At 48.9% G+C, this 26,700-nt stretch carries 27 protein-coding genes; 17 read left to right on the top strand and 10 right to left on the bottom strand.

The features are described from left to right. Window positions 1-6: 6 nt before the first annotated feature. The 5 genes from ACN0VA_RS04265 to ACN0VA_RS04245 all read right to left on the bottom strand — a co-directional run bounded on the left by ACN0VA_RS04265 (window position 7) and on the right by ACN0VA_RS04245 (window position 5,930). Window positions 7-1,863, bottom strand: coding sequence for a methyl-accepting chemotaxis protein (locus ACN0VA_RS04265; RefSeq protein ID WP_417819942.1), 1,857 nt, complete (start codon window positions 1,861-1,863; stop codon window positions 7-9). Window positions 1,864-1,873: 10 nt separating this feature from the next. Then, window positions 1,874-2,803, bottom strand: a complete 930-nt coding sequence (locus ACN0VA_RS04260; protein ID WP_417819941.1) for a hypothetical protein — start codon at window positions 2,801-2,803, stop codon at window positions 1,874-1,876. A 254-nt stretch (window positions 2,804-3,057) separates the two neighbouring features. Beyond that, window positions 3,058-3,948, bottom strand: a complete 891-nt coding sequence (locus ACN0VA_RS04255) for a prephenate/arogenate dehydrogenase family protein (protein ID WP_417819940.1) — start codon at window positions 3,946-3,948, stop codon at window positions 3,058-3,060. 1 nt (window position 3,949) lies between these two features. After that, window positions 3,950-5,041, bottom strand: coding sequence for a histidinol-phosphate transaminase (hisC, locus tag ACN0VA_RS04250; RefSeq protein WP_417819939.1), 1,092 nt, complete (start codon window positions 5,039-5,041; stop codon window positions 3,950-3,952). A 28-nt stretch (window positions 5,042-5,069) separates the two neighbouring features. Then, window positions 5,070-5,930, bottom strand: a complete 861-nt coding sequence (locus ACN0VA_RS04245) for a chorismate mutase (protein WP_417819938.1) — start codon at window positions 5,928-5,930, stop codon at window positions 5,070-5,072. A gap of 143 nt (window positions 5,931-6,073) precedes the next feature. Between ACN0VA_RS04245 and metX the strand changes: the two genes are divergently transcribed. Together metX and metW are read left to right on the top strand one after the other, a co-directional pair. After that, entirely contained in the window at window positions 6,074-7,249 is a 1,176-nt protein-coding gene (gene metX / locus ACN0VA_RS04240; protein ID WP_417819937.1) for a homoserine O-acetyltransferase MetX, read from the top strand. Continuing rightward, window positions 7,242-7,859 carry a methionine biosynthesis protein MetW gene (gene metW, locus ACN0VA_RS04235; protein WP_417819936.1) on the top strand — a complete coding sequence of 206 codons (618 nt, stop codon included), beginning with the start codon at window positions 7,242-7,244 and terminating at the stop codon, window positions 7,857-7,859. Before metX ends, metW begins: the two co-directional genes overlap by 8 nt. On the opposite strand, the gene ACN0VA_RS04230 is transcribed toward metW, so the two are convergent. Then, on the bottom strand, window positions 7,856-8,620 hold the full coding sequence (locus ACN0VA_RS04230; RefSeq protein WP_417819935.1) for a class I SAM-dependent methyltransferase: 765 nt from the start codon (window positions 8,618-8,620) through the stop codon (window positions 7,856-7,858). The genes metW and ACN0VA_RS04230 overlap by 4 nt on opposite strands. Before the next feature lie 173 nt (window positions 8,621-8,793). Here ACN0VA_RS04230 and gloB point away from each other — a divergent pair, with 173 nt between their 5' ends. The 6 genes from gloB to ACN0VA_RS04200 all read left to right on the top strand — a co-directional run bounded on the left by gloB (window position 8,794) and on the right by ACN0VA_RS04200 (window position 14,052). Further along, window positions 8,794-9,564 (top strand): hydroxyacylglutathione hydrolase, encoded by a 771-nt coding sequence (gene gloB, locus ACN0VA_RS04225; protein ID WP_417819934.1) that lies wholly within the window; start codon window positions 8,794-8,796, stop codon window positions 9,562-9,564. Window positions 9,565-9,597: 33 nt separating this feature from the next. Beyond that, the gene (locus ACN0VA_RS04220; RefSeq protein WP_417819933.1) at window positions 9,598-10,203 is read left to right on the top strand and encodes a glutathione S-transferase; all 606 of its coding nucleotides are present in this window, start codon (window positions 9,598-9,600) and stop codon (window positions 10,201-10,203) included. Continuing rightward, a complete protein-coding gene (locus ACN0VA_RS04215; RefSeq protein ID WP_417819932.1) occupies window positions 10,200-10,625 on the top strand; it encodes a cupin domain-containing protein in 426 nt (141 codons plus the stop codon). Before ACN0VA_RS04220 ends, ACN0VA_RS04215 begins: the two co-directional genes overlap by 4 nt. Then, on the top strand, window positions 10,626-10,868 hold the full coding sequence (locus ACN0VA_RS04210) for a hypothetical protein (protein WP_417819931.1): 243 nt from the start codon (window positions 10,626-10,628) through the stop codon (window positions 10,866-10,868). Window position 10,869: 1 nt separating this feature from the next. Next, complete coding sequence (locus tag ACN0VA_RS04205) at window positions 10,870-13,590, top strand: ATP-binding protein (RefSeq protein ID WP_417819930.1); 2,721 nt, start codon at window positions 10,870-10,872, stop codon at window positions 13,588-13,590. A 204-nt stretch (window positions 13,591-13,794) separates the two neighbouring features. Continuing rightward, window positions 13,795-14,052 (top strand): YjhX family toxin, encoded by a 258-nt coding sequence (locus tag ACN0VA_RS04200; protein WP_417819929.1) that lies wholly within the window; start codon window positions 13,795-13,797, stop codon window positions 14,050-14,052. A 45-nt stretch (window positions 14,053-14,097) separates the two neighbouring features. Here the strand turns inward: ACN0VA_RS04200 and ACN0VA_RS04195 are convergent, their stop codons facing one another. Together ACN0VA_RS04195 and paaX are read right to left on the bottom strand one after the other, a co-directional pair. After that, complete coding sequence (locus tag ACN0VA_RS04195; protein WP_417819928.1) at window positions 14,098-15,372, bottom strand: FAD-dependent oxidoreductase; 1,275 nt, start codon at window positions 15,370-15,372, stop codon at window positions 14,098-14,100. Continuing rightward, the gene (gene paaX, locus ACN0VA_RS04190) at window positions 15,369-16,340 is read right to left on the bottom strand and encodes a phenylacetic acid degradation operon negative regulatory protein PaaX (RefSeq protein ID WP_417819927.1); all 972 of its coding nucleotides are present in this window, start codon (window positions 16,338-16,340) and stop codon (window positions 15,369-15,371) included. The genes ACN0VA_RS04195 and paaX overlap by 4 nt, the downstream gene beginning before the upstream one ends. A 363-nt stretch (window positions 16,341-16,703) precedes the next feature. Here paaX and ACN0VA_RS04185 point away from each other — a divergent pair, with 363 nt between their 5' ends. The 9 genes from ACN0VA_RS04185 (at window position 16,704) to ACN0VA_RS04145 (ending at window position 24,445) form a co-directional block, all read left to right on the top strand. Then, the gene (locus ACN0VA_RS04185) at window positions 16,704-17,528 is read left to right on the top strand and encodes a Phenylacetic acid catabolic protein (RefSeq protein ID WP_188664254.1); all 825 of its coding nucleotides are present in this window, start codon (window positions 16,704-16,706) and stop codon (window positions 17,526-17,528) included. 38 nt (window positions 17,529-17,566) lie between these two features. Next, a complete protein-coding gene (locus ACN0VA_RS04180) occupies window positions 17,567-17,968 on the top strand; it encodes a hypothetical protein (RefSeq protein ID WP_417819926.1) in 402 nt (133 codons plus the stop codon). A gap of 307 nt (window positions 17,969-18,275) precedes the next feature. Next, on the top strand, window positions 18,276-19,445 hold the full coding sequence (locus ACN0VA_RS04175; protein WP_417819925.1) for an ABC transporter substrate-binding protein: 1,170 nt from the start codon (window positions 18,276-18,278) through the stop codon (window positions 19,443-19,445). A 113-nt stretch (window positions 19,446-19,558) separates the two neighbouring features. After that, on the top strand, window positions 19,559-20,434 hold the full coding sequence (locus ACN0VA_RS04170; protein WP_417819924.1) for a branched-chain amino acid ABC transporter permease: 876 nt from the start codon (window positions 19,559-19,561) through the stop codon (window positions 20,432-20,434). Further along, entirely contained in the window at window positions 20,434-21,369 is a 936-nt protein-coding gene (locus ACN0VA_RS04165) for a branched-chain amino acid ABC transporter permease (RefSeq protein ID WP_417819923.1), read from the top strand. Before ACN0VA_RS04170 ends, ACN0VA_RS04165 begins: the two co-directional genes overlap by 1 nt. Beyond that, on the top strand, window positions 21,369-22,124 hold the full coding sequence (locus tag ACN0VA_RS04160; RefSeq protein ID WP_417819922.1) for an ABC transporter ATP-binding protein: 756 nt from the start codon (window positions 21,369-21,371) through the stop codon (window positions 22,122-22,124). Before ACN0VA_RS04165 ends, ACN0VA_RS04160 begins: the two co-directional genes overlap by 1 nt. Before the next feature lie 4 nt (window positions 22,125-22,128). Continuing rightward, window positions 22,129-22,833, top strand: coding sequence for an ABC transporter ATP-binding protein (locus tag ACN0VA_RS04155; RefSeq protein ID WP_417819921.1), 705 nt, complete (start codon window positions 22,129-22,131; stop codon window positions 22,831-22,833). Window positions 22,834-22,856: 23 nt separating this feature from the next. Continuing rightward, window positions 22,857-23,813 carry an MBL fold metallo-hydrolase gene (locus ACN0VA_RS04150; RefSeq protein WP_417819920.1) on the top strand — a complete coding sequence of 319 codons (957 nt, stop codon included), beginning with the start codon at window positions 22,857-22,859 and terminating at the stop codon, window positions 23,811-23,813. Window positions 23,814-23,851: 38 nt separating this feature from the next. Next, window positions 23,852-24,445, top strand: a complete 594-nt coding sequence (locus ACN0VA_RS04145) for a hemerythrin domain-containing protein (protein ID WP_417819919.1) — start codon at window positions 23,852-23,854, stop codon at window positions 24,443-24,445. 85 nt (window positions 24,446-24,530) lie between these two features. Here ACN0VA_RS04145 and ACN0VA_RS04140 read toward each other — a convergent pair whose 3' ends face one another. Together ACN0VA_RS04140 and paaK are read right to left on the bottom strand one after the other, a co-directional pair. Beyond that, entirely contained in the window at window positions 24,531-25,220 is a 690-nt protein-coding gene (locus ACN0VA_RS04140) for a substrate-binding periplasmic protein (RefSeq protein WP_417819918.1), read from the bottom strand. A gap of 130 nt (window positions 25,221-25,350) precedes the next feature. Beyond that, the gene (gene paaK, locus ACN0VA_RS04135) at window positions 25,351-26,655 is read right to left on the bottom strand and encodes a phenylacetate--CoA ligase PaaK (RefSeq protein ID WP_417819917.1); all 1,305 of its coding nucleotides are present in this window, start codon (window positions 26,653-26,655) and stop codon (window positions 25,351-25,353) included. Window positions 26,656-26,700: the final 45 nt, after the last annotated feature.

Raw genomic sequence — 26,700 nt, 5'->3', positions numbered from 1 at the left:
TGCACTTTACCCTTTGCGGATTTGATCGAGGAAATTATCGACCTGTTCGCGCAGGACTGTTGATTGCGACGACAGGGCTTCGGCGGCATCCAGGACTTCTTTGGCTGCTTGGCCGTTGCGTTCTGCACTTTGCGACACTTCCACCATATCGTTAGAGGCATCTTGTGTGCTGTGGGCGGCCTGTTCCACGTTTGAGGCAATCTCCTGTGTCGCAGCACCTTGTTGTTCAACGGCAGCCGCAATGGCGGAGGATACCTCGTTCATATGGTCGATCATTTTTGAGACTTCATCAATGGCGTCCACGGCATTTTGTGTTGTGCCTTGAATAGTCGTGATCTGATGAGAAATTTCGTCCGTCGCTTTTGCTGTTTGATTGGCAAGGTTTTTCACTTCGGAGGCCACAACCGCAAAGCCTTTGCCAGCCTCACCAGCACGCGCAGCTTCGATGGTTGCGTTCAGGGCCAGCAAGTTGGTTTGTTCGGCAATGTCTGTGATTAAACTGATGACTTCACCGATCTTGTTGGCGGCTTCTGCCAAATCACGCATGGTGACATTGGTGGTTTCCGCCTGTGTGGCGGCTTGTGCCGCCATTGTTGAAGATTCAGAAACCTGACGGGCAATCTCGTTGATGGAATTGCTGAGTTCCTCTGCGGCTGAAGACACTGTATGAACGTTGGTTGTTGCATTATTGGCCGCGTTGGTGGCACTTGTCGCACGTTGCTGGTTGGTTGCGGCAATTTCGCTCATATCCCTTGCGGTTGCTTGCAATTGGGTAGAGGAAGAGGCAACGGAGTTTACAACTTCACCGACCTTGTCTTCAAATTCGGTGGCAAGGGCATCGCGTTGTTCTCTTTGTTCTGTTGCAAGGCGTTCGCGTTCCTGTGCGCGTTCTTCACTCATGCGTTGGGTATCAATCAGGTTTTGTTTGAAAACGCCCAAGGCACTTGCCATATCGCCGATTTCGTCTTTCTGATTTTCAGGAATATCGACATCCAGTTCGCCTTTACTCAAACGGGCCATAGCCTGAACCATATTGACGAGAGGGGCTGAAATTTTCTTGGTTGCAAAGATAATCGTCAGCAGGATCAACACCGCCGAGACAACGGCCAGAATACCGTAATTTAGTTTTTCAGTTGCGCTTAATTCATCAATGGCATTTTGTTTTGCATCTATACGATCTTTATTGGCTTGAATTTTAGTATCCAGCAAAAGCTCTGTCAGAATAGAGGCACTGTGATCGAGTGTGTTTTGAATAACAAGTTGGCGTGAGACCTCTTCGTAAATGAAATTACTTGCGGCTTGATCGGCGCGTTGGTTCCCTAAGAAAACAAGGCTGCGTTCGTTGGACTCCGCAAATAGTTTGAAAAGACGCGGTAGATTATCTGCGGTACGTAACAGATAATTTAAGCGTTTTTGTGCGAGTTCACGCTTTGCAGGGGTCTCGTGCGCGTCAATGGAGGGCTGGATCGCTTTTTCCAATGCGGAGACATCTTGTTGAAGCTGCACAAAGACATTTTCCATTGACGTACGCATTTCACGTGTTTTGAAAACGGCAACTTTGTCGCGTTGCAAAATGCTGCGTTGATGAAAGTTTGTCAGGGCAGCGAAAGAATTTCGCACCTTCGTCAAGCTGCGTTGTACGCTGATGCTGCCTTCCATCAGGTCGTCGGCATTTTCTGCCTTTTGATTGAGGCTGTCCAAGGTATTTTCAAATAGATTGCCTGTTTTAAAGCTGACACCCAGATTGAGGGCGGCCATAAAAAGAACCGGTAAAATACCCAGAAGGATAATTTTTGTGCCCAGTCCCCGTTTGGTTTGTGGGGAGGTTTCCTGTTCAATTGAATCGATTGTTGTTGTTGTCATAATGTCCTCCTTACCACACCATTGCTTGTATCTGGCGATTGACTAAGCCAAGTTTGTCAAACACGGTTGTCGGTGTCTGACCGGCGGCGGGCTTCGGCATCATCAGCGGGGCGGTTGCACCCACGGCAACTTTCATGGAAGAAAGTTCGGCAAGGCAGAAAAGCAGCAATTGCTGCACATCGCTGGATGTTATATTGCGGGTTTTGCGTTTCGGCAGCACAATATCGTTGGGAATTTTATATTCTGGCTTTCGGGTCAGCCCCTTTAATCCTTTTAAGGCATAGTACGCTAAGCTATAGGCATCCGCCGGTCTTTTGCCAATGGAGGGAGACGGCGGTTCAACATCGGTTTTTTTATTTGAGGCCGCCGCAACCAGTTTAATTTCTTCGGAAACGGACAGAACGTTATTGAAAACCTCGTTGGGAATGGTGTCGGGTATGCCCAACTGAACGATCATCGCCTGTGCGCGCAACAGGTTGAGATAGACATCTGTTGGTGTTTTACCTTCAACGGCTTTTGCTTGTTTTTTGAAAGGAGGCAAATTGAAAGTTTTGTCGAACTCGGTTAACTCGTTGAGGATGGTTTGAACCTCAATCAGAACATCACTTGGGGTGACCTCTTTGACTTTCGGTGGCTTGATTTTTGAAGGTTCCAGTCCGTTTACGCGCTTAAGAAGCTGGATCTTGGAGCGCACATTCAAGGCTTGTTGCAACACATGACGGGGCTGGCGGTCCGGCAGGTTTGTATCGACATTCATTAAATTGGGGATGCTCAAGTTTGCATCATGCAGACGTTCAAGCTGTGCAAGAACATCTTCTGTGACCTGATAGACTTGATTGGGGGTAACTGTCTCGGCATGGCTTGTATGAGTGGCTAAACCGCTCACCCACAGGCTGAATGTAAATATGGCAAGACGATACACGTGGTAACGTATAGGCATCTGAAGACTCCGCTGTTAACGCCCCATTTTATGAGGCTTTCTTTCTTTGTTTTGGAATTAGGTGCCTCTATCGGGCACTCTTTTATCCCTGTAGATGGGGTTAACCCATTCAAATATTTGTCGTTAACAGTACGCTATTTTTTTGTGTGCTTCAAATTGTCTATACGGATAAATACCAATTTATAATATAATTTGAATGTAAGCGGAGGATGAAACTCAGCATAAATATTCTTGTGAATATTTGAAACGTAGGGTTAGGCTTGTTTTGCTTCGATAATTTCGCGACGGATTTTGCGGGTTCGGCTAAACAGTTCTTCCAGTTTGTCGCCCTCGCCCCAGCGAATTGCACGTTGTAGAAATGTTAAGTCTTCGCTAAATCGTTGTAGAATCTCAAGAACGGCTTCTTTGTTGTTTAAGAAAACGTCGCGCCACATCACGGGGTCAGATGCTGCAATCCGTGTGAAATCCCGAAAACCGGAAGCTGAAAATTTAATGACTTCCTGTTTTAAATGTTCCCCCAAATCGTCGGCTGTCCCCACGATGGTGTAGGCAATCAGGTGAGGCAGGTGCGAGGTAATAGCCAATACCATATCGTGATGCTGGGCATCCATAATTTCGATTTGAGATCCCGCGCGTTCCCACAAAGCGCGGACTTTGGCAATGGCGTTTTCATCTGTTCCAGCCGGTGGGGTCAGGATCAACCATCGACCATCAAACAGTTCTGCAAAGCCGGCTTCCGGGCCTGAATGTTCCGTCCCGGCGATCGGGTGTGCGGGCACAAAATGGACGCCATCGGGCAGATGTTGGGAGACATCGTGAATGATGGATTGTTTAACCGAGCCAACATCGGTGACGATTGCCCCTTCTTTTAAGCCTGGAGCAAAGGCCGCAGCCGCGTCCCCACAAACACCGGGCGGGGTACAAATCACAACAAGATCGGCATCCTTGACCGCGGCAATAAAGTCGCCGTTTGCTTCATCTGCAAAACCCAGCTCGACAGCCCTGTCACGATGGGCCTGATTGATATCGCACACGGTGATGTGAGCGGCACTTCCCGTTTTTTTGACGCTACGCGCCAAAGAAGACCCGATAAGGCCGATACCTACAAAAGTGACACGATCAAAAAGGATGCCGTCTTTGGACATTTTATTTACTCATAAACTCGGTTAAAGCGCCCATGAACGCTTTCATTTCATCTTCTGTGCCGATGGAGACACGCAAGCAATCTCCCAGACCATAGGCCGCCATCGCGCGAACGATAATCCCCTTGGAACGCAGGAATTCATCGGCAGCGCGTGAAGAATGTCCATCCTGATGAGGGAAACGAACAAGGGCGAAGTTGGCGTAACTGGTTGTACAGGTTAAGCCCAGTTTACGGCATTCTTCTTCGGTCCAGCGCAGCCATTGGGTGTTGTGTTTGCGGGTTTTGGCAACAAACAAGTCATCATCCAGTGCGGCTTCACCGGCGGCCAAGGCTACGGCCGTCACGTTGAACGGGTTACGCGCACGATTAAGCACATCGGCGATTTCTTCTGACCCGTACGCCCAACCCAGACGAATACCGCCTAGGCCGTACATTTTCGAGAACGTACGCGTCATAACGGTATTTTGTGTTTTTTCGACCAGTTCAATCCCGGCTTCATAATCGTCTTCAGTCATAAATTCGGCATAGGCTGCATCAATGACAAGCAAGATATCATCGCGCAAGCCGTTGCGCAGGCGGGTCATTTCTGTTTTGGGAATGTAGGTGCCTGTCGGGTTATTCGGGTTGGCGACAAAAACGATTTTGGTTTTATCCGTTACGGCAGCCAGCATGGCATCCACATCAGTGGTCAGGTCCGTTTCCATTGCGGTAACAGGTGTTGCACCGGTTGCTTTGGCTGCGATGGGGTACATCAGGAAACCGTGATCGGAATAAAGCACTTCATCACCGGGACCGGCATAGGCGCGACACAGCAGGCCCAGCAATTCATCCGAACCTGCACCGCAGACGATGCGTTCGGCATCAATATGATATTTGGCAGCCAGTTTTTGGCGCAATGCAGTGCTGCCGCCATCGGGATAACGATGTTGGGTATCTGCCGCAGCTTTCATAGCTGTAATGGCGCTGGGGGCGGGGCCAAACGGGCCTTCGTTGGAGGCCAGTTTGATGATGCGTTCGACACCTTCGATTGCAGATTCACCGCCTTTGTACGGCGTAATGTCCATGATACCCGGACGTGGCGTTAAGATACCCATTTTTGACTTCCCAATTTAGAAATTATGCTTAGGCGAGTTCGTCTGCGCTGAAGGGCACGGCGTAACCGCCTAGCTTTAATATTCCTTTAACAGACACACCGTTTTTGTCGAGGAACTTTTTAACCTCGCTCATGTCTTCATGCAGCACCGCGTCGGCTTCGATCAGGAAAAGCCATTGATCGTGCATGGCCTTATCGTGCCAGTGCCCCTGAATGGAAACATTGAGGTCACTGTCCTGAAAATGTGCAGCAACCGTGCGGATGCTGATTTCCTGATCAAATTCAAGAACAGTATAATATCGTTCGTTATCGGTATGGTCATCGGACGGTAAGCCGATGATCAAGGCTTCTTCATACGTGCCGCGGACTTTTTCAGTTTGTGCGACCGGAAGGCGAGATAAAATTTGCGGTGTATTTTCCGCGCGCGAATAAAGGTGCCGCCACCACGGATCCGAATCGGAAATGGTCGGAACCGGTAAAACCCCGATTGCCGCATCGCCGTTTTGAACCGCACCAATGACACCACGAACGGAGGCATGAGACGTCATCGGTGTTTGCGAACCATATTGATCGCGCGCCAAATCCCAGTAAACGGCCCCCGGTTCCGGCATATAAACAGCCATCGCAAGATGACCTTGCAATTTAAGATAGGCTGACATGACCTCGCGCCAGATGCGAACCAATGCTCCTTTGGGGAAAGGCCCGCTGTGGCGTGCGATTAGGCGGCGCAGGACTTCGGCTTCGCGGCCCGGGCGCAGTTTGATCCCTTCGGCGCCTTTGGCGGCGCGAACTTCTTCGACAACAAGGGCACGTGCCATCAACAGGTCGTGGACGGCATCGTCAATGCGGTCAATTTCTTTTCTAAGTTCTGCAAGTCTGTTTTCGGACATAGTGCCTAATCCATGTTGTCGTCTAAATTTGTAGTTAGGAATAATCCGAACGGGCGCGAAAGGCAAAGAAAACATTGACAGTTTGCCTTTCAAAAGCCTAGCTATCCCATCTGTAAAGTACATTTATTTGAAAAAATTGAACCATGAGCATCGCTGACACCGCAAACAACAATCCGTATGAGGACGATTTTCCCACCCAAAAAGCCATTTTGGGTATGGATATGCCTATGCGTCTGGATTGTGGGGCAGAGTTGTCGAATTTTTCGATTGCTTATGAAACCTATGGCAGCTTAAACGCGGATAAATCCAATGCTGTTCTGGTCACGCATGCCCTGACCGGAGATCAATTTGTTGCCGGTGTGAACCCGGTGACGGGGAAGGCCGGTTGGTGGTCAATTATGGTTGGACCGGGAAAGCCGATTGATACAGATCGCTATTTTGTCATTTGCACGAATGTGTTGGGGGGCTGCATGGGAACGACCGGTCCTGCTGCGCTCAACCCAGAAACAAACGAGCCGTGGGGCGTTGACTTCCCCGTGATTACCATTGGCGATATGGTGCGTGCACAGGCCTTGTTGCTGGATGATATGGGAATTGAAACCCTGTTTAGTGTCGTCGGTGGATCAATGGGCGGGATGCAGGCGCTTGAATGGGCGGCGGCTTATCCGGAGCGGGTTTTCTCCTGTGTGCCAATTGCAACGGCGGCAACGCACAGCGCGCAGAATATTGCCTTTTACGAAGTTGGGCGCCAGGCCATTATGGCGGACCCGGACTGGTGTGACGGGCATTATCTGAAAGAAGGTAAAAAACCACGCAGCGGCGTTTCGGTTGCACGCATGGCGGCCCATATCACCTATATGTCGGAAGCGGCTTTGACACAAAAATTCGGTCGACGATTACAGGACCGTGAAAAAGTGACCTTCGGGTTTGAGGCCGATTTCCAAATTGAAAGTTACTTACGCCACCAAGGCAGCAGTTTTGTCGAACGTTTTGATGCGAATTCGTATCTGTATGTGACACGGGCGATGGACTATTTTGATCTGGCGACCACGCATGGCAGCGGTCTTTTAGCCGATGTTTTCAAGGGAACGGAAATTCGTTTCTGCGTGGTGTCCTTTTCATCCGATTGGCATTATTTACCGGAAGAAAGCCGGGTGATTGTGCGCGGATTAACAGGGGCCGGGGCCAATGTGTCCTATGTGGATGTGGTCAGCGATAAAGGCCATGATGCCTTTTTGCTGGAAGAACCGGCGTTTGAACGTGTTATGCGTGGGTTTTTGGAAGATGCGGCACGCAAAAGGGGATTGATCAATGAATAATGCAAAAGCAATTCGTGTCGATCTGCAAATTATTGCCGATATGATTGAACCGGGTGCGCGCGTTCTGGATGTTGGCTGCAGTGATGGTCAGCTGTTGGAATATCTGGTCAAAGAAAAAGACGTGCGTGGCCGTGGACTGGAAATCAGCCCCAACGGCGTGAATGCGTGTGTTGCCAAAGGATTATCCGTTGTACAAGGTGATGCTGAGGAAGACCTTGGATATTACCCAGATAATGGCTTTGATTTTGTTATTCTGAGCCAGACGTTACAGGCGACCCATCACCCGGATCAAATTGTCAAAGATTTGTTGCGTTTGGGCAAGCACGCGATTGTGTCCTTCCCCAATTTTGGCCATTGGCGGGTGCGCAGTTATCTGTTCTTTCAGGGGCGTATGCCCGTAAATGATAGCATGCCCTACCAGTGGTACAATTCACCCAATACCCATTTCTGCACGATCAAGGATTTTATCGTCATGTGTGATGAAATGGGGGTGACGATCGAACGATCTATTGCGTTGGATGCTGATGGGCAGGCGCATCGCATTCGGACCAATTTATTCTTTGCCAACCTGCTGGGTGAGCAGGCTGTTTTCCTGCTGAGTAAAGATTAAGATTTTTCTGTATTGCGCTGGTGGTTTTGTCGCGTGTGCCAGCTTTCACGCCGGGGCAGGGCGATCATGGTTTTGCGTTTGGTTTTGACGACGCGTTGCGGGTTGGCGGCATAAATCTGTTTTGTGGCTTCAACCAGACAAACTCCCGCTAAACCGGGGAAAAAGCGATAACCAATTTTTTCCCAAGCCAAGGCGGATCCCATAACCATGCGTGATTTTGAAGGCGGTACAAACAGGGCTGGTTCTGATTGTAGTGGCGTGAACATGGTGTCGCGCAACAGGCCATTGATTTGGCGTGGGGAATAAGGGCGTCCCATGCCAAATGGGGTGCGTTCCATACGTGCCCAGATCCCTGTACGGTTGGGGACCACGATTAAGACTTTGCCGCATCCGTTCAGGACGCGCCAAACCTCACGCAAGAGGTTGCGCAATTGTTCGGAACATTCAACGGCATGAACGATTAAAACGCGATCAACGCTCAGGTCCGGTAAGGGTAAGTCCGCCTCATCGACCAACGTTGTCAACGATCTGTTTTCATTGGGCCAGTGCAAAACCCCTTGGCTGGACGGCATAAAAGCAAGGGTACGGCCCGCATCGCTTTTAAAAAGTCCCAGATAAGGAGTCGTGTAGCCCAGACCCAAAATGGTTGAACCTTTGCAATCAGGCCACATTTCACGGATGCGCCGCCGGATCATCCGGCGTGCCACACCGCCAAGGGCGGAGGAATAAAAATCCCTTAAATCAACGGCATCCATCCACATAAAGCAAATCCTGATCGTGTAAGGTTCATAGGGGACAATAAACACGTTCAGCTCAGACTCTAAAGACAAAAACGCTTACTGTCATCTTTGGCGATAGGTTTTGGACGTGATTGTTGTATCGTTACAAAGACATGATATAGTTTTGCCGACAGCAAAAATACAAGGGAAGAAAGATGGCTTCACTGCAAATTGAACAAGTTCCCGTCTTATCCGACAACTACGTTTATTTGATTTATGATCCCGCGACACAAGCTTGCGCCTGTGTTGATCCGGCAGAATCCGCCCCTGTGAAGCGTCGCCTGGATGAACTGGGGTGGCGGTTGACTCATATTTTTAATACCCATCATCACCACGACCATATCGGTGGGAATTTGACGCTGAAACAGGCGTATGAATGCCAAATCGTTGGGGCGGACAATGATCGCGCACGTATCGATGGGATTGATGTCGGTGTGAAAGACGGTGATGTTTTTGAATTCGGCAGTACGCGCGCACATGTGTTTGAAGTACCGGGTCATACCCGTGGCCATATTGCATTTTGGTTTGAAGACGATCATGCCCTTTTTTGTGGGGATACCTTGTTTGCTCTGGGCTGTGGGCGTTTGTTTGAAGGAACCCCCGCCCAGATGTGGAACAGCTTGTCCAAATTAAAGCAGTTACCCGATGAAACACGTGTTTATTGCGCACATGAATATACTCAGGCCAATGCACAGTTTGCCCTGACAATTGATCCAACGAATGCGGCATTGATCAGTCGCGCCCGTGAAATTGACGATCTGCGTGCACAGGGGCAACCGACGGTTCCTGCGCGCCTAGGTATGGAAAAGGCGACGAACCCTTTTTTACGCCCGGATGAAACAAATGTGCAAAAGACCTTGGATATGGTGGGGAAAGACAGCGTCGAGGTTTTTGCAGAAATTCGCCGTCGAAAAGATAATTTTTAAGTCGTATCCGTTGAACACTGAAAGGATCATCCTATGAAAATGCGTTATTCCGCCACATCACCTTATGTGCGAAAGGCTTTGGTCTGTGCGAAGGAACTGGATTTGATGGACCGTATCGAACTGGAACCGACATTGGTATGGGACCCGGCGACGGATATGGGCAACGTCAACCCGCTTGGTAAAATTCCGGCCCTTATTCTGGACGATGGCTACGTTCTATATGACTCTCCGGTCGTTTGCGAATATCTGGATGCGTTGGTGCCGGGCGTTGTGTTGTTTCCTGCACCGGGCAAGGCGCGTTGGAAAGCGCTGCATTTTCAGGCTTTGGGTGATGGTATTCTGGATGCTGGTGTGTTGCGCCTGCTGGAAAGCCGTCGCGCGGACGGTGAAAGATCACAAGGCTGGATGGATCGTCAGGCGGCCTCTATTCAACGCGGGCTGGATGCACTGGAACAGGAAATTGACGAGCTGTCAGGCGGGCCATTGACCATTGGTCAAATTACGGTTGCCTGTTGTTTGGGCTGGATTGATTTTCGTTTCCCCGATGACAAAATTCTTTCCACCCGTCCAAAGCTGGCGGCATGGTACGAGGCATTTTCCGCCCGCCCGTCTATGCTTGAAACGGCCCCCAAAGAATGAGTGAGGCAGAACGCATTATTTCCCAGTTAGGTCTGCAACCCCACCCGGAAGGCGGCTATTATGTCGAAACCTTCCGTGATGGTGACGGGGGTGAGCGAGGGTCATGCACCGCGATTTATTATCTGTTGAAAGCCGGGGAGAAATCGCATTGGCATCGTGTGGACGCAGTGGAAATCTGGCATTGGTATGCGGGGGCACCCTTGAACCTTTTTATCAGTCAGGATGAAAAAAAGGTCGACACGGTTGTGTTGGGTCCCGATATCTTAAAAGGGGAACGTCCCCAAGGTGTTGTGCCAAAAGATGCATGGCAGGCAGCCCAAAGTACGGGGGACTGGACCTTGGTTGGATGTACGGTTTCACCAGCCTTTCAGTTTGAAGGCTTTGAAATGGCCCCACCAAAATGGAAACCGGGAGGCGGATAGATGCAAAGACCGGGCATTACGAGAGAGCGATTGGTCGGGCTATGTATGCTCGGTGCTTTGTTGTTTAGCCCGGCGTTGATTTCCCTGTTTGATCGGGGGGGCAGCACTACGTTTTTTGGTGTGCCTGTCTTGTTGGTCTATCTGTTTGGTGTCTGGGGCGGGTTGATCCTTGTAGCGGCTATTTTGATCATTCGGCGTTATTATGAAATATCGGACCCCATCGATTTGAACGGGGAGGATTGAGGTGTCCAATACGGCTATTTTCCTCGCTTCCGCGTTTTATCTGGCCTTGTTGTTTGCCATTGCCTATTGGGGCGACCGACGGGCAGAACAGGGTCGGAGTCTTTTAAAAAATCCATCCATCTATGCCTTGTCCTTAGCCGTTTATTGTACAAGTTGGACCTTTTACGGATCGGTTGGACGTGCCGCCTCGACAGGGGTTGGGTTTTTGCCGATTTATATCGGTCCGACGTTGACCTTTTTACTCGGTTGGTTTGTCATCGGTAAAATCGTGCGTATCAGCCGGAAACACCGCATTACATCGATTGCCGATTTCGTCTCTTCCCGTTACGGCAAAAGTCATGTCTTGGGCGGGCTGGTCACCATTATCGCGGTGGTCGGGATTATGCCTTATATTTCCATTCAGCTAAAGGCGGTCTGGACCAGTTATAATGTGTTGGTGGGGACGCAACATTTATCGACGCCGGAAAACCTGTGGGACGATAAGGCGTTTTATGTCGCGCTGATGATGGCGGCATTTACCATTCTGTTTGGGACACGCCATATTGATGCGACCGAACAGCATGAAGGTATGGTCACAGCCATTGCCTTTGAATCGATGATTAAGTTGTTGGCCTTTTTGGCGGTTGGTTTTTTTGTCAGCTATTCCATGTTCGACGGTGTGTCCGATATTTATGCCCGCGCAGCGGCGCATCAGGATTTATCGTCGCTTCTGACCATGAGTGCGGTAGAAGGAAACTGGTTTTCCCTCACCTTGTTGGCAATGGTTGTGGTAATTTTCCTGCCCCGTCAGTTTCAGGTGATTGTGGTGGAAAATACGGATGAACGCCACATATCGCAGGCGGTGTGGCTCTTTCCGCTGTATTTGTTACTAATTAACCTGTTTGTTTTACCGATTGCACTGGGCGGCTTGCTTTATTTCGATCAAGGCGGTGTCGATGCGGATACCTTTGTCCTTGCCCTGCCCTTGGCAGAAGGGCATCCGTGGCTGGCCTTGTTTGTGTTTATCGGGGGATTGTCTGCGGCAACGGGCATGGTCATTGTTGGGGCAATTGCACTTTCGACGATGATTTGCAATGATCTGGTGATGCCGATCCTGCTGCGCTATTTCAAGGCAAAACTGGAAGCGCGCCGCGATATGAGTATGTTGCTGTTGTTCATCCGGCGCATGGCGATCTTGCTGATTTTACTGCTGGGCTATCTCTATTATCGCATCATCGGGGAATCTTATGCGCTGGTGACCATTGGGTTGGTGTCCTTTGCCGCAGCTGCCCAATTCGCCCCGGTGATTTTAGGCGGTATTTACTGGAAAGGCGGGACGCAACGTGGGGCGATTGGCGGGTTGCTCGCTGGTTTTTTGGTTTGGGGCTATACGTTGGTCTTGCCCTCGTTTGCCTTGTCCGATTGGTTACCAATTGCGTTTGTTAATCAGGGGCCGTTCGGGATTGAGTTGCTGAAACCTTATAATCTGTTCGGGATGGGAGGGATGGATCACATCTCCCATGCGCTATTCTGGTCGATGATTGCCAATGTCGGGTTTTATATTTTGATTTCCCTGTTTGACCATCCCAGTGCGATTGAACGGATTCAGGCCACCTTGTTTGTGGAGGTCGATCAACAAACAGCGGTTAATCAAAATGTTGGTTTCTGGGGGGCGCAAGTCTCGGTCGATGAATTGCGCGATTTATGTGCGCGCTATATTGGAACCAATGCGACCCAGCGTGCCTTTTATGAACATGCGCAGCGGCGCGAGATTGATGTGGAAACATGGGATCAGGCCGCACCTTATACGGTGCGTTTTTGCGAACGCCTGCTTGCCGGTGCCATCGGATCGGCGTCGGCGCGTGTGCTGGTGGCTTCTGTTGTAAAAGGCAAAGGGGCCAGTCTGGACGAAATGCTGGAGGTTTTGGACGAAGCTTCCCATGTCATCGAATATTCCCACCAACTGGAACAAAAATCCGATGCGCTGGAACAAGCCCGCAATGAATTACAACAGGCCAATGAACGTTTGATGCAGTTGGACCGCTTGAAAGATGAATTCCTATCCCATGTCGCCCATGAATTACGTACGCCTTTGACCTCTATCCGTGGCTTTACGGAAATCCTGCACGACAATCCTGATCTGGATATGGAACAACGTCAGAAGTTCTTGCAGGTGATGGTCGAAGAAAGTCAACGTCTGACCCGGTTAATCAATCAGGTTCTGGATTTGGCACGGATCGAGTCCGGGCGTGAAACCTGGGACATTAGCGAAGTGGAAATGCGCGATGTGATTAAACATGGCGTGGAAACTTTGGCGCAGGAATGCGAGAAAGAAAACGTTGAACTGAATGTGGATGTGCCGAAATATCTTTCACTGGTTTTGGGAGATAAGGATAAGTTGACACAGGTGGTGATTAATCTGATTTCCAATGCGCAGAAAATTTACAAGGGCAAAGGGGGGCGGATTGATATTCAACTGATCGATATGGGGACCCATGTCCGTGTTGCTGTAAAAGATCAAGGTCCCGGTCTGCATGAAGATGAATTGAAGCTGGTCTTTGAGAAATTCTATCAGGCCAAACAAATTGGAACGGGGAACCCGACAGGCTCGGGTTTGGGATTGGCCATTTGCCAGCGGATTGTTTCGCATCTGGGCGGACGTATCTGGGTGGAAAGCGAGTATGGTCATGGTGCGACTTTCTTTTTCACCGTCCCGTTTTCGGATCGGGCGTTGAAGACTTGAGGTGTGATTACATTTATGATATCCCCGTAAGTGTCATGGTGGTTTTTCCGCCAAAAGCTATTCAAGGTCTTTATGTTAGAGATTGTATCCAAGTAACACCGCTTCTTTCAAAAGAAGCCTGAAACGCAACCAATGGGCGGCGGCGTGTGATGTCGTGTGCCGATTGAGTTGTTGGTGTTTTGATCCGACTAAAGACTAAAAACCATGAATATTTCAAAAGACGAACAGCGGGTGTTGCATGCGCTCGCGCAAGGTGGTGCGATTCATTTCAAGCGTGCCACGAACGGGCATGTCTATGATGTCCTGTGTTTTAACCGGGATGGTTATGCACTCAGCGGGTTTACGCTGGAAACGTTTAGGAAGTTGAAGGTAAAACGGCTGATCCGTTCCAGGAAAGGACAGCCTTATTACATTACACATGAAGGACGTTTGAGAGTGAATGCGCAATTAGATAATCGCTAACAAAAAAAGTGCGGGGTTATATATGGCCCCGCACTTTTACCCCTGTTATGGGAATGTGATTTGTTTTTCGCGCACACGGCCCGGTCGGGCTGCTTGTTCTTCCTGTGCTTCGATCTGCTTCCAGTTATCAAAATCAACGGGATGGACGTTGCGTTCCTTTAGCAAAGCGTCCAATCCGGTGGGGCCGGTTTTGTCGCTTTTGCCGTTAAAGGCATCAATGGCGCGTTTTGCCATTTCCATCGATTCTTTGCGGTTGGTCGGGATTGTGCCTTGGGGACCATGCTTACACCAGCCGGCAACGTACACCCCGTTTTCAACGACACCGTCATTATTTTGAACGATGGTCCCGTTCATGGGGAGACCGGGGATCGGGGCCGTTTCATAACCGATTGCGGAAATGACTGTGGAAACGGCAATGTCAAAAGTTTCCCCTGTGCCTTGCACACGTCCATCGACCAAAGCTGTGCGTTCCAGTCGCAATCCTTCCACACAATCGGTGCCGAGAATTTCAATCGGTTTTGCCCAGAACTGTAAATGCAATGTCTTTGCCTTATCGCCACGGTCCTGTTCATTGAGTCCGCGCAAAATCTCCATATTCTTTTCTTTGTTTTTTTGCGATTTTGGGTCTTCTTCTGCGGGAACTTCGTTTAAATCATCATTCAGAATAACGGGATGACAATGGGCGAGGTGGCCTAGTTCATTGGCTTCAGAAGGGGTGAAGGCCGCTTGCGCCGCACCACGGCGTCCGATCATATAAAAATCGTTAAGTTTGGTGGCGCGAATGGTGTCTTCGGCATGTAGGCACAAGTCGGAACCTTGCATTTCTTCGGCCGATTTTGCCAGAACACGGACAATATCAATGGCGACATTCCCATTGCCGATAATGGCGACACCGTTGGGGCCGAGTTTCGGGGCGAGGTTTACAAAATCAGGGTGGCCATTATACCAACCAACAAAGGCGCTGGAGCCATAAACACCGGGCAAGTCTTCCCCTGCGATCCCCATTTTACGATCAACAGAGGCACCGATAGCCAGAAAAACAATGTCGTACAGGTCTTTCAGTTCATCATATGTGATATCGCGACCGACTTCGACATTGCCGATAAAACGAACATTGTCGTTTTGCATGGTGCGTTCAAACTGGCGGGTGACATTCTTGGTCCCTTGATGATCCGGTGCCACACCGGCGCGAACCAGACCAAACGGTGTATGTAATCGTTCGATCATGTCGATTTGGCAATCAGGGAGTTTTTTCGCAAAGGTATCGGCGGCGTAAAAACCACTGGGGCCGGAACCGATGATGGCGATTTTTGCTGTCATAGGGTCAAACTTTCTTGCAAGGGCGGGGTGGACGTGCCGTTTTCCAATCCGCCAAATCTGTTGAAGAAATAAGGGCTGGCATCCGGTAAGGGGCCTTCGGCCGTTTCCAACAGGGATTCAAGGTGTTTTTCTGCGCTGGGGGCGCAGAGGCGATAAAGGTTTGCGCACAAGGTGGCCGCGGTGGAACCGGGCCATTCGGCGTTTAGTAAATCATCGGGCAGCATGGGGTCGCGCAGCATGATGCGGCGATATTCATGGATCAAAAGGGTGCGCACGAGAAAGCTGCTTTCCGGGTCGATCGTTCCTTCCGCACTCAGAGCGTGATAGAGCGGGCGGAAAGCATCCAGGAAATGATTGTAATCCTGCGCCAGTTGGTCCAGATCCCAACTGCTGTGAACCATATTACGATGGGGGGCGGTGCCGCTGTGACGGTCTGCGCGTGCGGCCATTGTCACGACATTTTCCTCTACGCCCATATCCTGAATGATTTGGCGAACGGCACGAATGTCTGCGGCAGGGTGGGCAAAGACATTGGGGGCCACGTTGCCAAAACCTAACCAAAGAAATTCACGGCGCAGTTGATCGCGTTGTTCCTGTGTCAGGTTGGATTTGTTTGCAATGACCATCAACCATTCGCCATTCCATGTACGGTGTGGGGAGGCATAAATGCGGCGATGGGCGGTTTCAAAACGACGACGCCCGATTTCAGTCAGCTTGTAATAGCTACGTCGTCCGATTTGTGTGGCACTGAGCCAATCATCCTTGGACAACCGAAAAACGGCGGTACGTACCATGCGTTCGCTTAACCCCAACGGTTCCACGAGGTTAATTAAACTGCCAAGCCATACCGCGCCACCATGCGGGAGGATGGCATCGCCGTATACGGTGACCAATAATGATTTGGCACGCAGCGTTGTTTTGTCGCGCAAGTCCAATATGGCATCGTGTATTTTTTTATTCTTTGTCATGGCAATTCGATTATTCCGTCTTGAAAAGAGAGCTTGTCCGCATCAACTCATAGCATATCAGGGCTGTTATTTCAGCGTTATCTCTTGCGGGATATAATAGTTACACTTTTATGGGATGTCACTACAAAAAGTGTTACATAAAGTAATTTGTATCATTAGAAACAAATTATTTAAAAAAATATAATATATAAAATCCTAGAGTAATAAAGGGTTAAGGCTTGTTCTTTGGAGAGGCTTTAAAAAGGAATTGACAGGAATTAATATGATACACTATTCTTTTAAAAGAATCATTAAATGTGTCATAAGATGATTTTTGGGCGGATAGGCGCCAATCTGAATTGAGATAAACAGTGGAGGAAACTGATGGCTAACTGGAAAACGTACGATAAAGGCGATGAATTGCCGGAAGAGTACAAGAAGCTCCTATTAAATTTGATGAGCTTCCAGGCAGACTCTGAATATGCAGGTGCGCAACGTGTTGCGGAAAATATGCGTTTTGCACCGCGCCCGGAAGAGGCTTACCGCCTGTCCAAGAAAGTGATGGAAGAAATGGGCCACGGCTATTACGTCTGGAACCTGATGTCCGACTTGGGTGTGGATGTAAATGCACGTTTACGCGAACTGGTAACGAATCCGAATAACCCGGATCCTAAAAAAGTGACGGTCATTAACGGCTTTCGTAAAGAAAACTGGTCAAAACTGTTTGAATGCTGGGAAGATGTTGCGCTGTTCTCTACCGTGGTAACGCCGGCGGCTGTGGCTTTCCTTGGGCAGTATCGTGAATGTTCTTACCTGCCGTGGGCACGTGTGAATGTGCGTATCCATAAAGAAGAATACGGTCACCTTGCATTCGGTGTTTGGGCGTCCAAGCGTTGTATCGAATTCGGTGGTGAAGAAACACGCGAATTTATGCAAAAGCGCGTTGAGAAATTTATGAAAGTCGGCCTTGGTTTTTATGGTCGTCCGTCAACGGGTGACAAACAGTCTGCCATGTTTGATAAATATTACGAATACGGCATTAAGGTGAAAAAACCGGAAGAGTTACAGGAAGAATACTTGGAACTGCTCGAATCACGCTTGAAAGAAGTCGGTCTGGAAGTGCCGCAAGGCGTGGAAGCCGATTATGACATGCGCGTCGGATATGAAGCGGCGGATCTGGATGATCAAGTATCCAAGGCTGCTGTCTAAGCAATAACGTAAAATACGAAAAACAAGGAGGGTTCGCTATGATTCCAGAGTTGCCCAATACACTTTTTTCCAACGGACGCAGTGTATTGTCCAAATTTGGCTATGTCCATTTTGAAGATGGTCAGGGTCGTGATGACTGGGCAGAGATGTGGGAACATTTAAGGGGGGATTTCCCGTTACCACTGGAAACTGTTCCCAGTTTTAATGATCTGGAGGCAACTGTTCAAGAGGCTGCGCGCCAATATATGAAAGTGCGCTTGTTGGCGGATCATTATCTGGATGACTGCGAACGCCTTCATGTTCGTATTTTTAACGGTAGTATCGAAACCGATTTGGTTGAAGATTACGCCGTGGCACGTGATCGTTATGAACATAGTGTCGAAGAGTTTGGGGAGACACGCGAGGCTGTTCAGAAACTGCTGAGCAAGCTTGCGGCCTAACCTGCCGAAAAGTCTGTGCCTTCCTTGATGGGGAAGGGAAGTCCGAAAAGGAAGGCACCGTCTTTGATTGTCAGTCAAAAAGGTGGAATGTTTTTTTGCTTGACGATTAGTTTTTATTAAAATAGTTTCAATTGAAACAAATAAGAAAGAGAAATGTCCAGATTTTCTGGGTAAAAAATCTCACTGGATCAGACTTTTGCATGTGATGTTTTGATATAGATCATGTGGCTTACAAACATTCTGCTTAAGCTGATCGGACTAAATTAAAAACAAACGATATATTGTCTATTTGGGAGGCAAACAAATTATGACTTCACGTCACAATCAAGTTAAGAAGACAGTAGCTGCACTGGGGATGGTCGCCGGTGCAATGGCCTTTGGTGCAACAACGTCTGATGCTGCGGACCCGATCAAAATCGGGACTTTCCTGTCCGTAACAGGCCCGGCTTCATTTTTGGGTGATCCGGAACTGAAAACACTGGAGCTTTATATTGAAGAACTGAATGCCAATGGTGGTGTTTTGGGTCGTCAGGTAGAACTGATTCAATATGATGTCGGTGTTGATTCCAAAAAAGCGATTACAGCTGTCAAACGTCTGGTCAGCCAAGATGAAGTCGACGTTATTGTCGGTGGTTCTACATCCGGTGCCACAATGGCGGTGATTCCGATTGTTGAAAAATCACAAGTACCGTTTATTTCGCTGGCAGGTGCTGTTGCGATTGTTGAGCCGGTTAAAAAATGGACGTTCAAGACACCTCATACCGATAAAATGGCCTGTGGTAAAATCTTTGAAGATTTACAAGCACGTGGCCTGAATGATATTGCCATGATTTCCGGTACGGGCGGTTTTGGTAAATCCATGAAAGGTCAGTGCGAAAAATTGGCACCGGCCTATAAAATCAATATTAAGGCCTCTGAATCTTATGGGCCGAAAGACACCGATATGACTGCACAGTTGACGAAGATTAAAGGTGTTGACGGTGTACAAGCGGTTGTCAATGCCGGCTTTGGTCAAGGCCCGGCGATTGTGACGAAAAACTATCGTCAGCTTGGTATGACGGCACCGCTTTATCAATCTCATGGCGTTGCGTCCAAGAAATACATTGATTTGGCCGGTGAAGCGGCTGAAGGTGTGCGTCTTCCGGCCGCGGCCCTGTTGGTTGCTGATATGTTGCCGGATTCAGACCCGCAAAAAGCTGTGGTTCAGGCTTATACCAAATCTTACAGCGAAGCGTATGGCGGTTCTGTTTCCACATTTGGCGGTCATGCCTATGACGGTCTGCAAATGGCGGTTGCCGCGATTACACGCGCGGGCAGCACCGACAAAGCAGCCGTTCGTGACGAGATCGAAAAAACCAGTGGCTACATCGGTACCGGCGGCGTTGTCAATATGACGGCAGAAGACCACCTCGGTCTGGACCTGTCTGCGTTCAAGATGCTGGAAATCAAGAACGGTAACTGGTCTATCGTGAAATAACGTCGAATTTTGGGGGAGGGATCGCCCTTCCCCAATTTTCTAAAAACGTCCTGTTTCTATGGTTTTATCCAAGAAGCAACAGGTGAATTATATCCGCAAGAAAGACGTAAAAAATGTTCGCAGAATTCCTGCAATTCCTTTTTTCCGGTATTACGTTGGGGGCAACCTATGCGCTGGTTGGGCTTGGTTTCTCCATCATCTACAACGCATCGCACGTGATCAACTTTGCGCAAGGCGAGTTTGTCATGCTGGGCGGAATGGGAACCGTTTTCTTTCTCGGCCTCGGTTTGCCGATGCCAATTGCCATTCTGGCTGCGATTGCATTGACCACTCTGTTCGGTTTTGGTCTGGAGAAATTAGCAATTGCACCGGCGCGTGGCGCGTCCGTTGTTACTTTGATTATTATTACAATCGGTGCTGCGATTGTAATACGTGGATTGGCTCAAGTTTTTTGGGGCAAGGAATTTCACGCGGTTCCCTCATTCAGCGGGGATGAGCCGATCAATATTGCAGGGGCCACGATTTTACCGCAAAGCCTGTGGGTGTTGGGAGTTACGATCTTTCTGGTGTTTGCCCTGCGTTACTTCTTCGATAAAACCATGATGGGTAAAGCGATTATTGCGACATCGTTAAATCGTGATGCCGCCCTTTTGATGGGAATTAATGTCAAACTGGTCTTGTTTATCAGTTTCGGTTTGTCCGCTGCCTTGGGGGCGATTGCCGGTATTTTGGTGGCACCGATTACACTGACAAACTTTGAAGCGGGTATCATGCTCGGTTTAAAAGGGTTCTGTGCCGCCATTCTTGGTGGATTGGGCAATGGCATGGGTGCAGTTGCTGGTGGTATGATCGTTGGTATTGCCGAGGCAATGGGGGCGGGCTACTGGGTCTCTGAATATAAAGATGCGATTGCCTTTATCCTTATTCTTCTCGTCCTGTTCTTTAAACCGAGCGGTCTGTTCGGTAAAACCGGAACGGAGCGCGTGTAATGATGATGAATTTGAAATCAGCCAAAACAGGCGGAATTCTGGTGCTTTGTGCCGTAATTGCCATTCTGCCCGTGTTTTTGAGCAATGCGTTCCAATATGAAATCGCCATTCTTATCGGTTTTAACGCGATTGTCTGTATCGGTTTGAACCTTTTAATCGGCTATGGCGGGCAAATCAGCCTGGGACATGGTGCCTTTGTCGGTCTTGGGGCTTATGGCAGTGCGATTTTGACGATGAACCAAGGTTGGGACCCGCTTCTTTCAATGGTCGTGGCGGCGCTCTTTACTGGTGTGCTCGCCTTTGTTATTGCGCGTCCGATCCTGAAATTAAAGGGGCACTATCTGGCGATGGCAACTTTGGGGATGGGGATCATCATTTCCATTGTGATCAATACCGAAGACCAGTTGACCGGCGGCCCGGATGGCATGTATGTGGACGGCTTGTCCTTTATGGCAACACAAATGTATTGGTATTGGTTGATCGGCGCGCTTCTGGTGTTCAGTGTGTGGGCGTCTCTTAACCTGATCCATTCGCCTATTGGTCGTGCGCTGCGTGCGGTTCATGGGTCTGAAGTGGCGGCCGAAGTGGTCGGGGTTGATACCACGCAATATAAGGTCCTGATTTTCGTAGTCTCTGCTGTGTTTGCCAGCATTGTGGGCAGCTTTGGTGTTTATTATTCGAATTTCGTTACACCGGATATTGCAGGGTTCTTCCATTCTATCGAACTGGTGGTGATGGTGGTGTTTGGCGGTATGGCCTCTACCTTTGGGGCGGTCATCGGCGCTGCTATTCTCACGACTTTGCCGCAATTTTTGACCTTCTTACATGATTATGAGCATCTGGTTTTTGGCTTGATCTTAATGCTGACGATGATTTTCCTGCCCAAAGGTCTCGTGCCGAGTATTGCAGGCTTGTTGAAGAAGGGAGATAAGTGATGACCCTTTTGAAAGTCAATAACCTGAGCATTGAATTTGGTGGTGTGCGCGCGATTGATGACCTGTCTTTCACGATTAATTCGGGGACCATTCATTCGATCATCGGACCAAACGGGGCGGGTAAAACGACCTTGTTTAACCTGATTACCGGTGTGTATACGCCGACCAGCGGTACGATCCTTTATGATGATGAAGGGGTGACGGGATTTAAATCTTATGAACTGGCCGCGCGTGGAATGTCACGCACGTTTCAAAACCTGCAAATTTTCTTCAATATGACGGCAATTGAAAACGTTATGGTTGGTGCCCATCTGCATTTGAACCGCGGGTTCTTTGCCTCCTTTTTCGGGCTGCCGTCTATTAAGGCCGGTGATCGACATTGCCGGGAAACCTGTCTGGAACTGCTGGATTTTGTTGGCCTGAAAAAATATGCCGATATTGATACGGAAAGCATGCCTTATGGGGCGTTGAAACGTTTGGAAATTGCACGTGCTTTGGCGTCCAAGCCCAAGATCCTGTTGCTGGACGAGCCGGCGGCAGGCCTGAACCCGGCGGAAAGTCGCGAGATTGATGAAGTCATCAAGAAAGTGGCAGAACGCGGCATTACGGTTGTTCTGGTGGAACATGATATGAAGATGGTGATGGAAATTTCAGACCATATCCTTGTCCTTGATTACGGACGCAAACTGACGGAAGGCACCGCACTTGAAGTGCGCAACAATCCAGACGTTATTGCGGCATATTTGGGGGGCTAAGGGGATGTTGAAAATACAAAATCTCACCAGTCATTATGGGCGTATTCAAGCTTTGCATGGGGTTGATCTGGAAGTCAACGAAGGCGAACTGGTTGCATTGGTTGGCGGCAATGGTGCGGGAAAAACTACCTTGTTGCGTACCATTTCGGGCTTGCAGGATGCCAGTAGCGGTTCGGTTACCTTTGAAGGGAATGATATTACCAACATGGTGGCCAACAAACGCGTTGGGTTGGATATTGCACAGGTGCCCGAAGGCCGTCAGGTCTTTACCGCCCTGTCGGTGGAAGACAATATTCGTTTAGGGGCTTTTATCAAAAAAGACAAAGCCCAGATTACTGCCGATCTTGAAAAAATGTATGCGCGTTTTCCTATTTTGAAAGAAAAACGCAATCAAGCAGCCGGGACACTTTCCGGTGGACAGCAACAAATGTTGGCGATGGCGCGTGCACTTATGTCACGCCCCCGTCTGTTGTTGTTGGATGAACCCAGCATGGGCCTGTCGCCAGTGTTGGTTATGGAAATTTTCGCAATTATTGAAGAGCTCAAGGAACAGGGTGTGACTATCTTTCTGGTGGAACAGAACGCCACGGCTGCGCTGCGTGTTGCAGATCGTGGGTATGTGATGGAAACCGGAAAAATCACACTGACGGGTAGTGGGGAAAACCTGCTGAATGACGAAACTGTCAAGGCAGCCTACCTAGGTATTTAATTGGAATAATGGAACTTTAAGCAATGACAAAGAATTTTGCATCCGCAGCTGATTTAGACGAAAAAGAAGTTTCTTTCGAGAAACTGGGCGAAGGCCTGTACGCTTATACGGCGGAAGGCGACCCCAATACCGGCATTATTATCGGTGATGACGGTGTGATGGTTATCGATACGCAGGCCACCCCGACGATGGCACAAGATGTCATTCGCCGCATTCGCGAAGTGACGGATTTACCGATCAAATACGTGCTGATGTCACATTATCATGCGGTGCGTGTGATGGGGGCATCTGCTTATAATGCTGAACAGATTATTGCCTCTAAACCCACTTATGACTTGATTGTGGAACGGGGCGAACATGATTTCAAATCCGAGGTTGGCCGCTTCCCGCGTTTGTTTAACGATGTGGAATCCGTGCCGGGTCTGACATGGCCGACGATGGTGTTTGAAGGCAAGATGACCATCTTCATGGGCAAACGCCGTGTGGAAATCATCCATGCCGGACGCGGTCATACCGCAGGGGATACGATTGTGTGGTTACCGGATGACGGGGTGTTATTCTCCGGTGATCTGGTGGAATTTGGGGCGACACCATACACAGGGGATGCCCATCTGGAAGACTGGCCGCAAACCTTGAATGTCTTGCGTGACCTGAAACCGCAAAAACTGGTACCGGGACGTGGGGCTGCATTGATGACGCCTGAATTATGTGAACAGGCGATTGCTGAAACACAGGATTTTCTGGAATCCATGTATGGTGCAGTTAAAAAAGGTCGCGCAGAAGGCAAGGAACTGGGCCAGATCTACAAAGATACATATGCCGCGCTTAAGCCGAAGTTTGGCGACTGGGTGATTTTTGATCACTGTCTGCCCTTTGATGTGACGCGTGCCTTTGACGAAGCCGGTGGGCTGGATCATCCACGCATCTGGACAGCAGAACGCGATGTCGAGATGTGGAAAGCACTCGAAGAAGTCGAATAAAACGCATAACTGAAACGATTTTTGAATGGGGGTCTGACATGACCAAAGCCATTACTATTATGAAAAGAGAACACCTAAGCTTGAATACAGTCTTGCATGTTCTCAATCAACTTGTGCTGGATCTGGAATCGGGACGTTTGCGTTCTGACGATGTTGATTATGAATTGATCGAAAAGATCATGCATTATATCGAGGAATTTCTCGATACCATGCATCATCCCAAAGAAGATAATTATCTTTTTCCGGCCTTGTTGAAAAAAACGTCCGAAGCCAATGATGTTATTCTGGAGCTTCAGGAACAGCATGAAAAAGGGGTGGAACACCGCAAACGTTTGGAAGTTCATATTCAGGCAATGAAAGACAAACACCCCGGTCAGACCGAAAAGGTTATTGATGCCTTGAAAGACTATCTGGCAGCACACCGCGCACATATGAAGCTGGAAGACACAGTCGTCATTCCGCTTGCTGAACGCGTTTTGACAGAAGAAGATTGGGCACCGATTGACGCGGCCTTTAATGAAAACAAGGATCCTGTGTTTGGTGATGTTCCGCAAAACAAGTTCCGTAAACTATTGTCCGATATTACGTTTCTTGCGCCTTCACCAATTGGGCTGGGCGGGGGAAGAAAATAGTTCTCCTAGGCTGTCGAGAGTGTAATGCCTTCCAAGGCGGCCTGACTTTACTGGCCGGGTTCTTTAAATAGAACCCGGTCTTTTTTTATTGGGTATAAGTTTGCCGTTTTAATTGGTCATAAGCCCCGTTGGCTTTCAGGCGTCGGAGAGCCTCAGCCAGTTTATGTGCTTCTTCCTGTCTGCTTTTATGAAAGAAAAGATAAGACGGCGTGCTGTGGAGCGGGGGATAAAGGAAGTGGAACGGATGGTCTGTGCGGTTTTTAAGTAAGCTATGCGCAATTGTTTCAGACAGTAAAATGATATCAACCCGATCAATGTCCAGCAAATTAAACAACTGCATATGATCGTTTACTGTGGTTGTTTTGGTGCTTGCAGGCACATTGGCGTCAAAAATTTTCCATCCTGCAGGGTACGCTACTTTATAGGGGGCTAGGTCGGCCCAACTTTCTACAATAATGTCGTCGCGCTTCGTAATAGCGATGAAGTCAATATGGAGAACAGGTTCGTCCATTTTGATGATATTTGGATAACGTTCTTCCAATATGCGCAAACGAAGGCCATTCGCATCAATACGTCCCTCATTCAGTTCGACCAAAGCACGGCGAGAGGGAATAGTAATAATTTTAGCCTCTAGTTTTACATCGTTCAGTAACTCAGGCAACAGCGCTTCCAGAAAGATATTGTTTTGTTCAACCGATATGGTCAACGGGTTGGCATAACTTGTCGAGGTGATGAAGTTGAGCAAACATAAAGCGAAAATGAAGAGGCGAGACATACTTTGTGAGCCACCTTAGGGTTGAGTGATTCTATTGTGACTTATCCTACATATATGATGGGATGAGGGCCAGACAAAAAAAGAGGCTTCCAAGAAGCCTCTTACAAAATTGAATTTTTGTCAGATAACATCAATCCTTGGGTCGGATATCCGTTACTCGTTGCGCTTTGCCTTGTGAGCGTGGAATAGCACCGGGTTCTAGCACTTCAATTTTGGTTGAAATGCCAATGTAGGATTTAATGTGATGGGACAGGTTCTTTTTAATGTCATCGTCATTTTCCTGGCCGCTTTCATTGCGTTCGACCTGAACTTTCAGTTTATCCAGATGTCCGTCACGCGATAACACGAGATGATAGTGCGGGCTGAGGCGCGGATCACGTAGCACTTGTTCTTCGATCTGACTGGGGAAGACATTGACGCCGCGAATAATCATCATATCATCCGAACGTCCGGTGATTTTGTCAAAACGCCGCATGGTGCGTGCAGTCCCCGGCAGCAAACGGGTTAAATCCTTGGTACGGTAACGGAAAACCGGCATGGCCTCTTTGGTTAATGACGTAAAGACCAGTTCACCCATTGTGCCGTCTTCGACTGGGTTGAAATTATCATCAACGACTTCGGGATAGAAATGATCCTCCCAAATGGTCGGGCCGTCTTTGGTTTCCAGACATTCCTGTGCCACACCGGGGCCGATGACTTCGGACAGGCCGTAAATGTCCAGACAGTCAATACCAAGGCGGCTTTCCATTTCATCGCGCATCTTGTTGGTCCAGGGTTCTGCCCCAAAGATACCGCAACGTAATTTAATGGCGCGAGGGTCCAGCCCTTGGCGTTCCATTTCATCGGCCAGAACAAGCATATAGGACGGTGTGACCATGATAACGTCAGGGTCGAAATCGCGGATCAACTGAACCTGTTTTTCGGTTTGCCCGCCGGACATGGGAATGACGGTACAACCCAATTCTTCTGCCCCGTAATGTGCACCTAACCCCCCTGTAAACAAGCCGTAACCATAAGCAACATGGACCCGGTCACTATGATTAACGCCTGCAGCGCGCAGAGAACGTGCAACCACACCGGCCCAGACTTTCAAGTCTTGTTTGGTATAGCCTACAACGGTCGGTTTCCCGGTCGTGCCAGAGGAAGCATGAACGCGCACAATGGATTCCATCGGAACCGCAAAACTGCTGAACGGATAAGCTTTGCGTAAATCTTCTTTGGTGGTAAATGGAAATTTTTTAAGGTCGTCCAGATGCTTCAGGTCATCGGGGTGGACATGTGCGTCCACACATTTTGCGCGATAATATGAAACGTTGTTATAGGCATGGTCCAATGACCATTTCATGCGCTTGAATTGAAGCGAACGCAGCTCATCCACGCTTGCTTTTTCGATAGGGTCCAGTTCCCCGAGTAAAGGGATATCCGTATGTTGCATAATTTAGTTCCTCCCAAACATTCCCTGTTGGTCATTTTATAACAA

Source organism: Terasakiella sp. (assembly GCF_048267425.1).
Classification (GTDB): Bacteria; Pseudomonadota; Alphaproteobacteria; order Rhodospirillales; family Terasakiellaceae; genus Terasakiella.
Note: the sequence above shows the minus strand (reverse complement) of the source record. Positions and strands in the feature narration are given on the sequence as shown.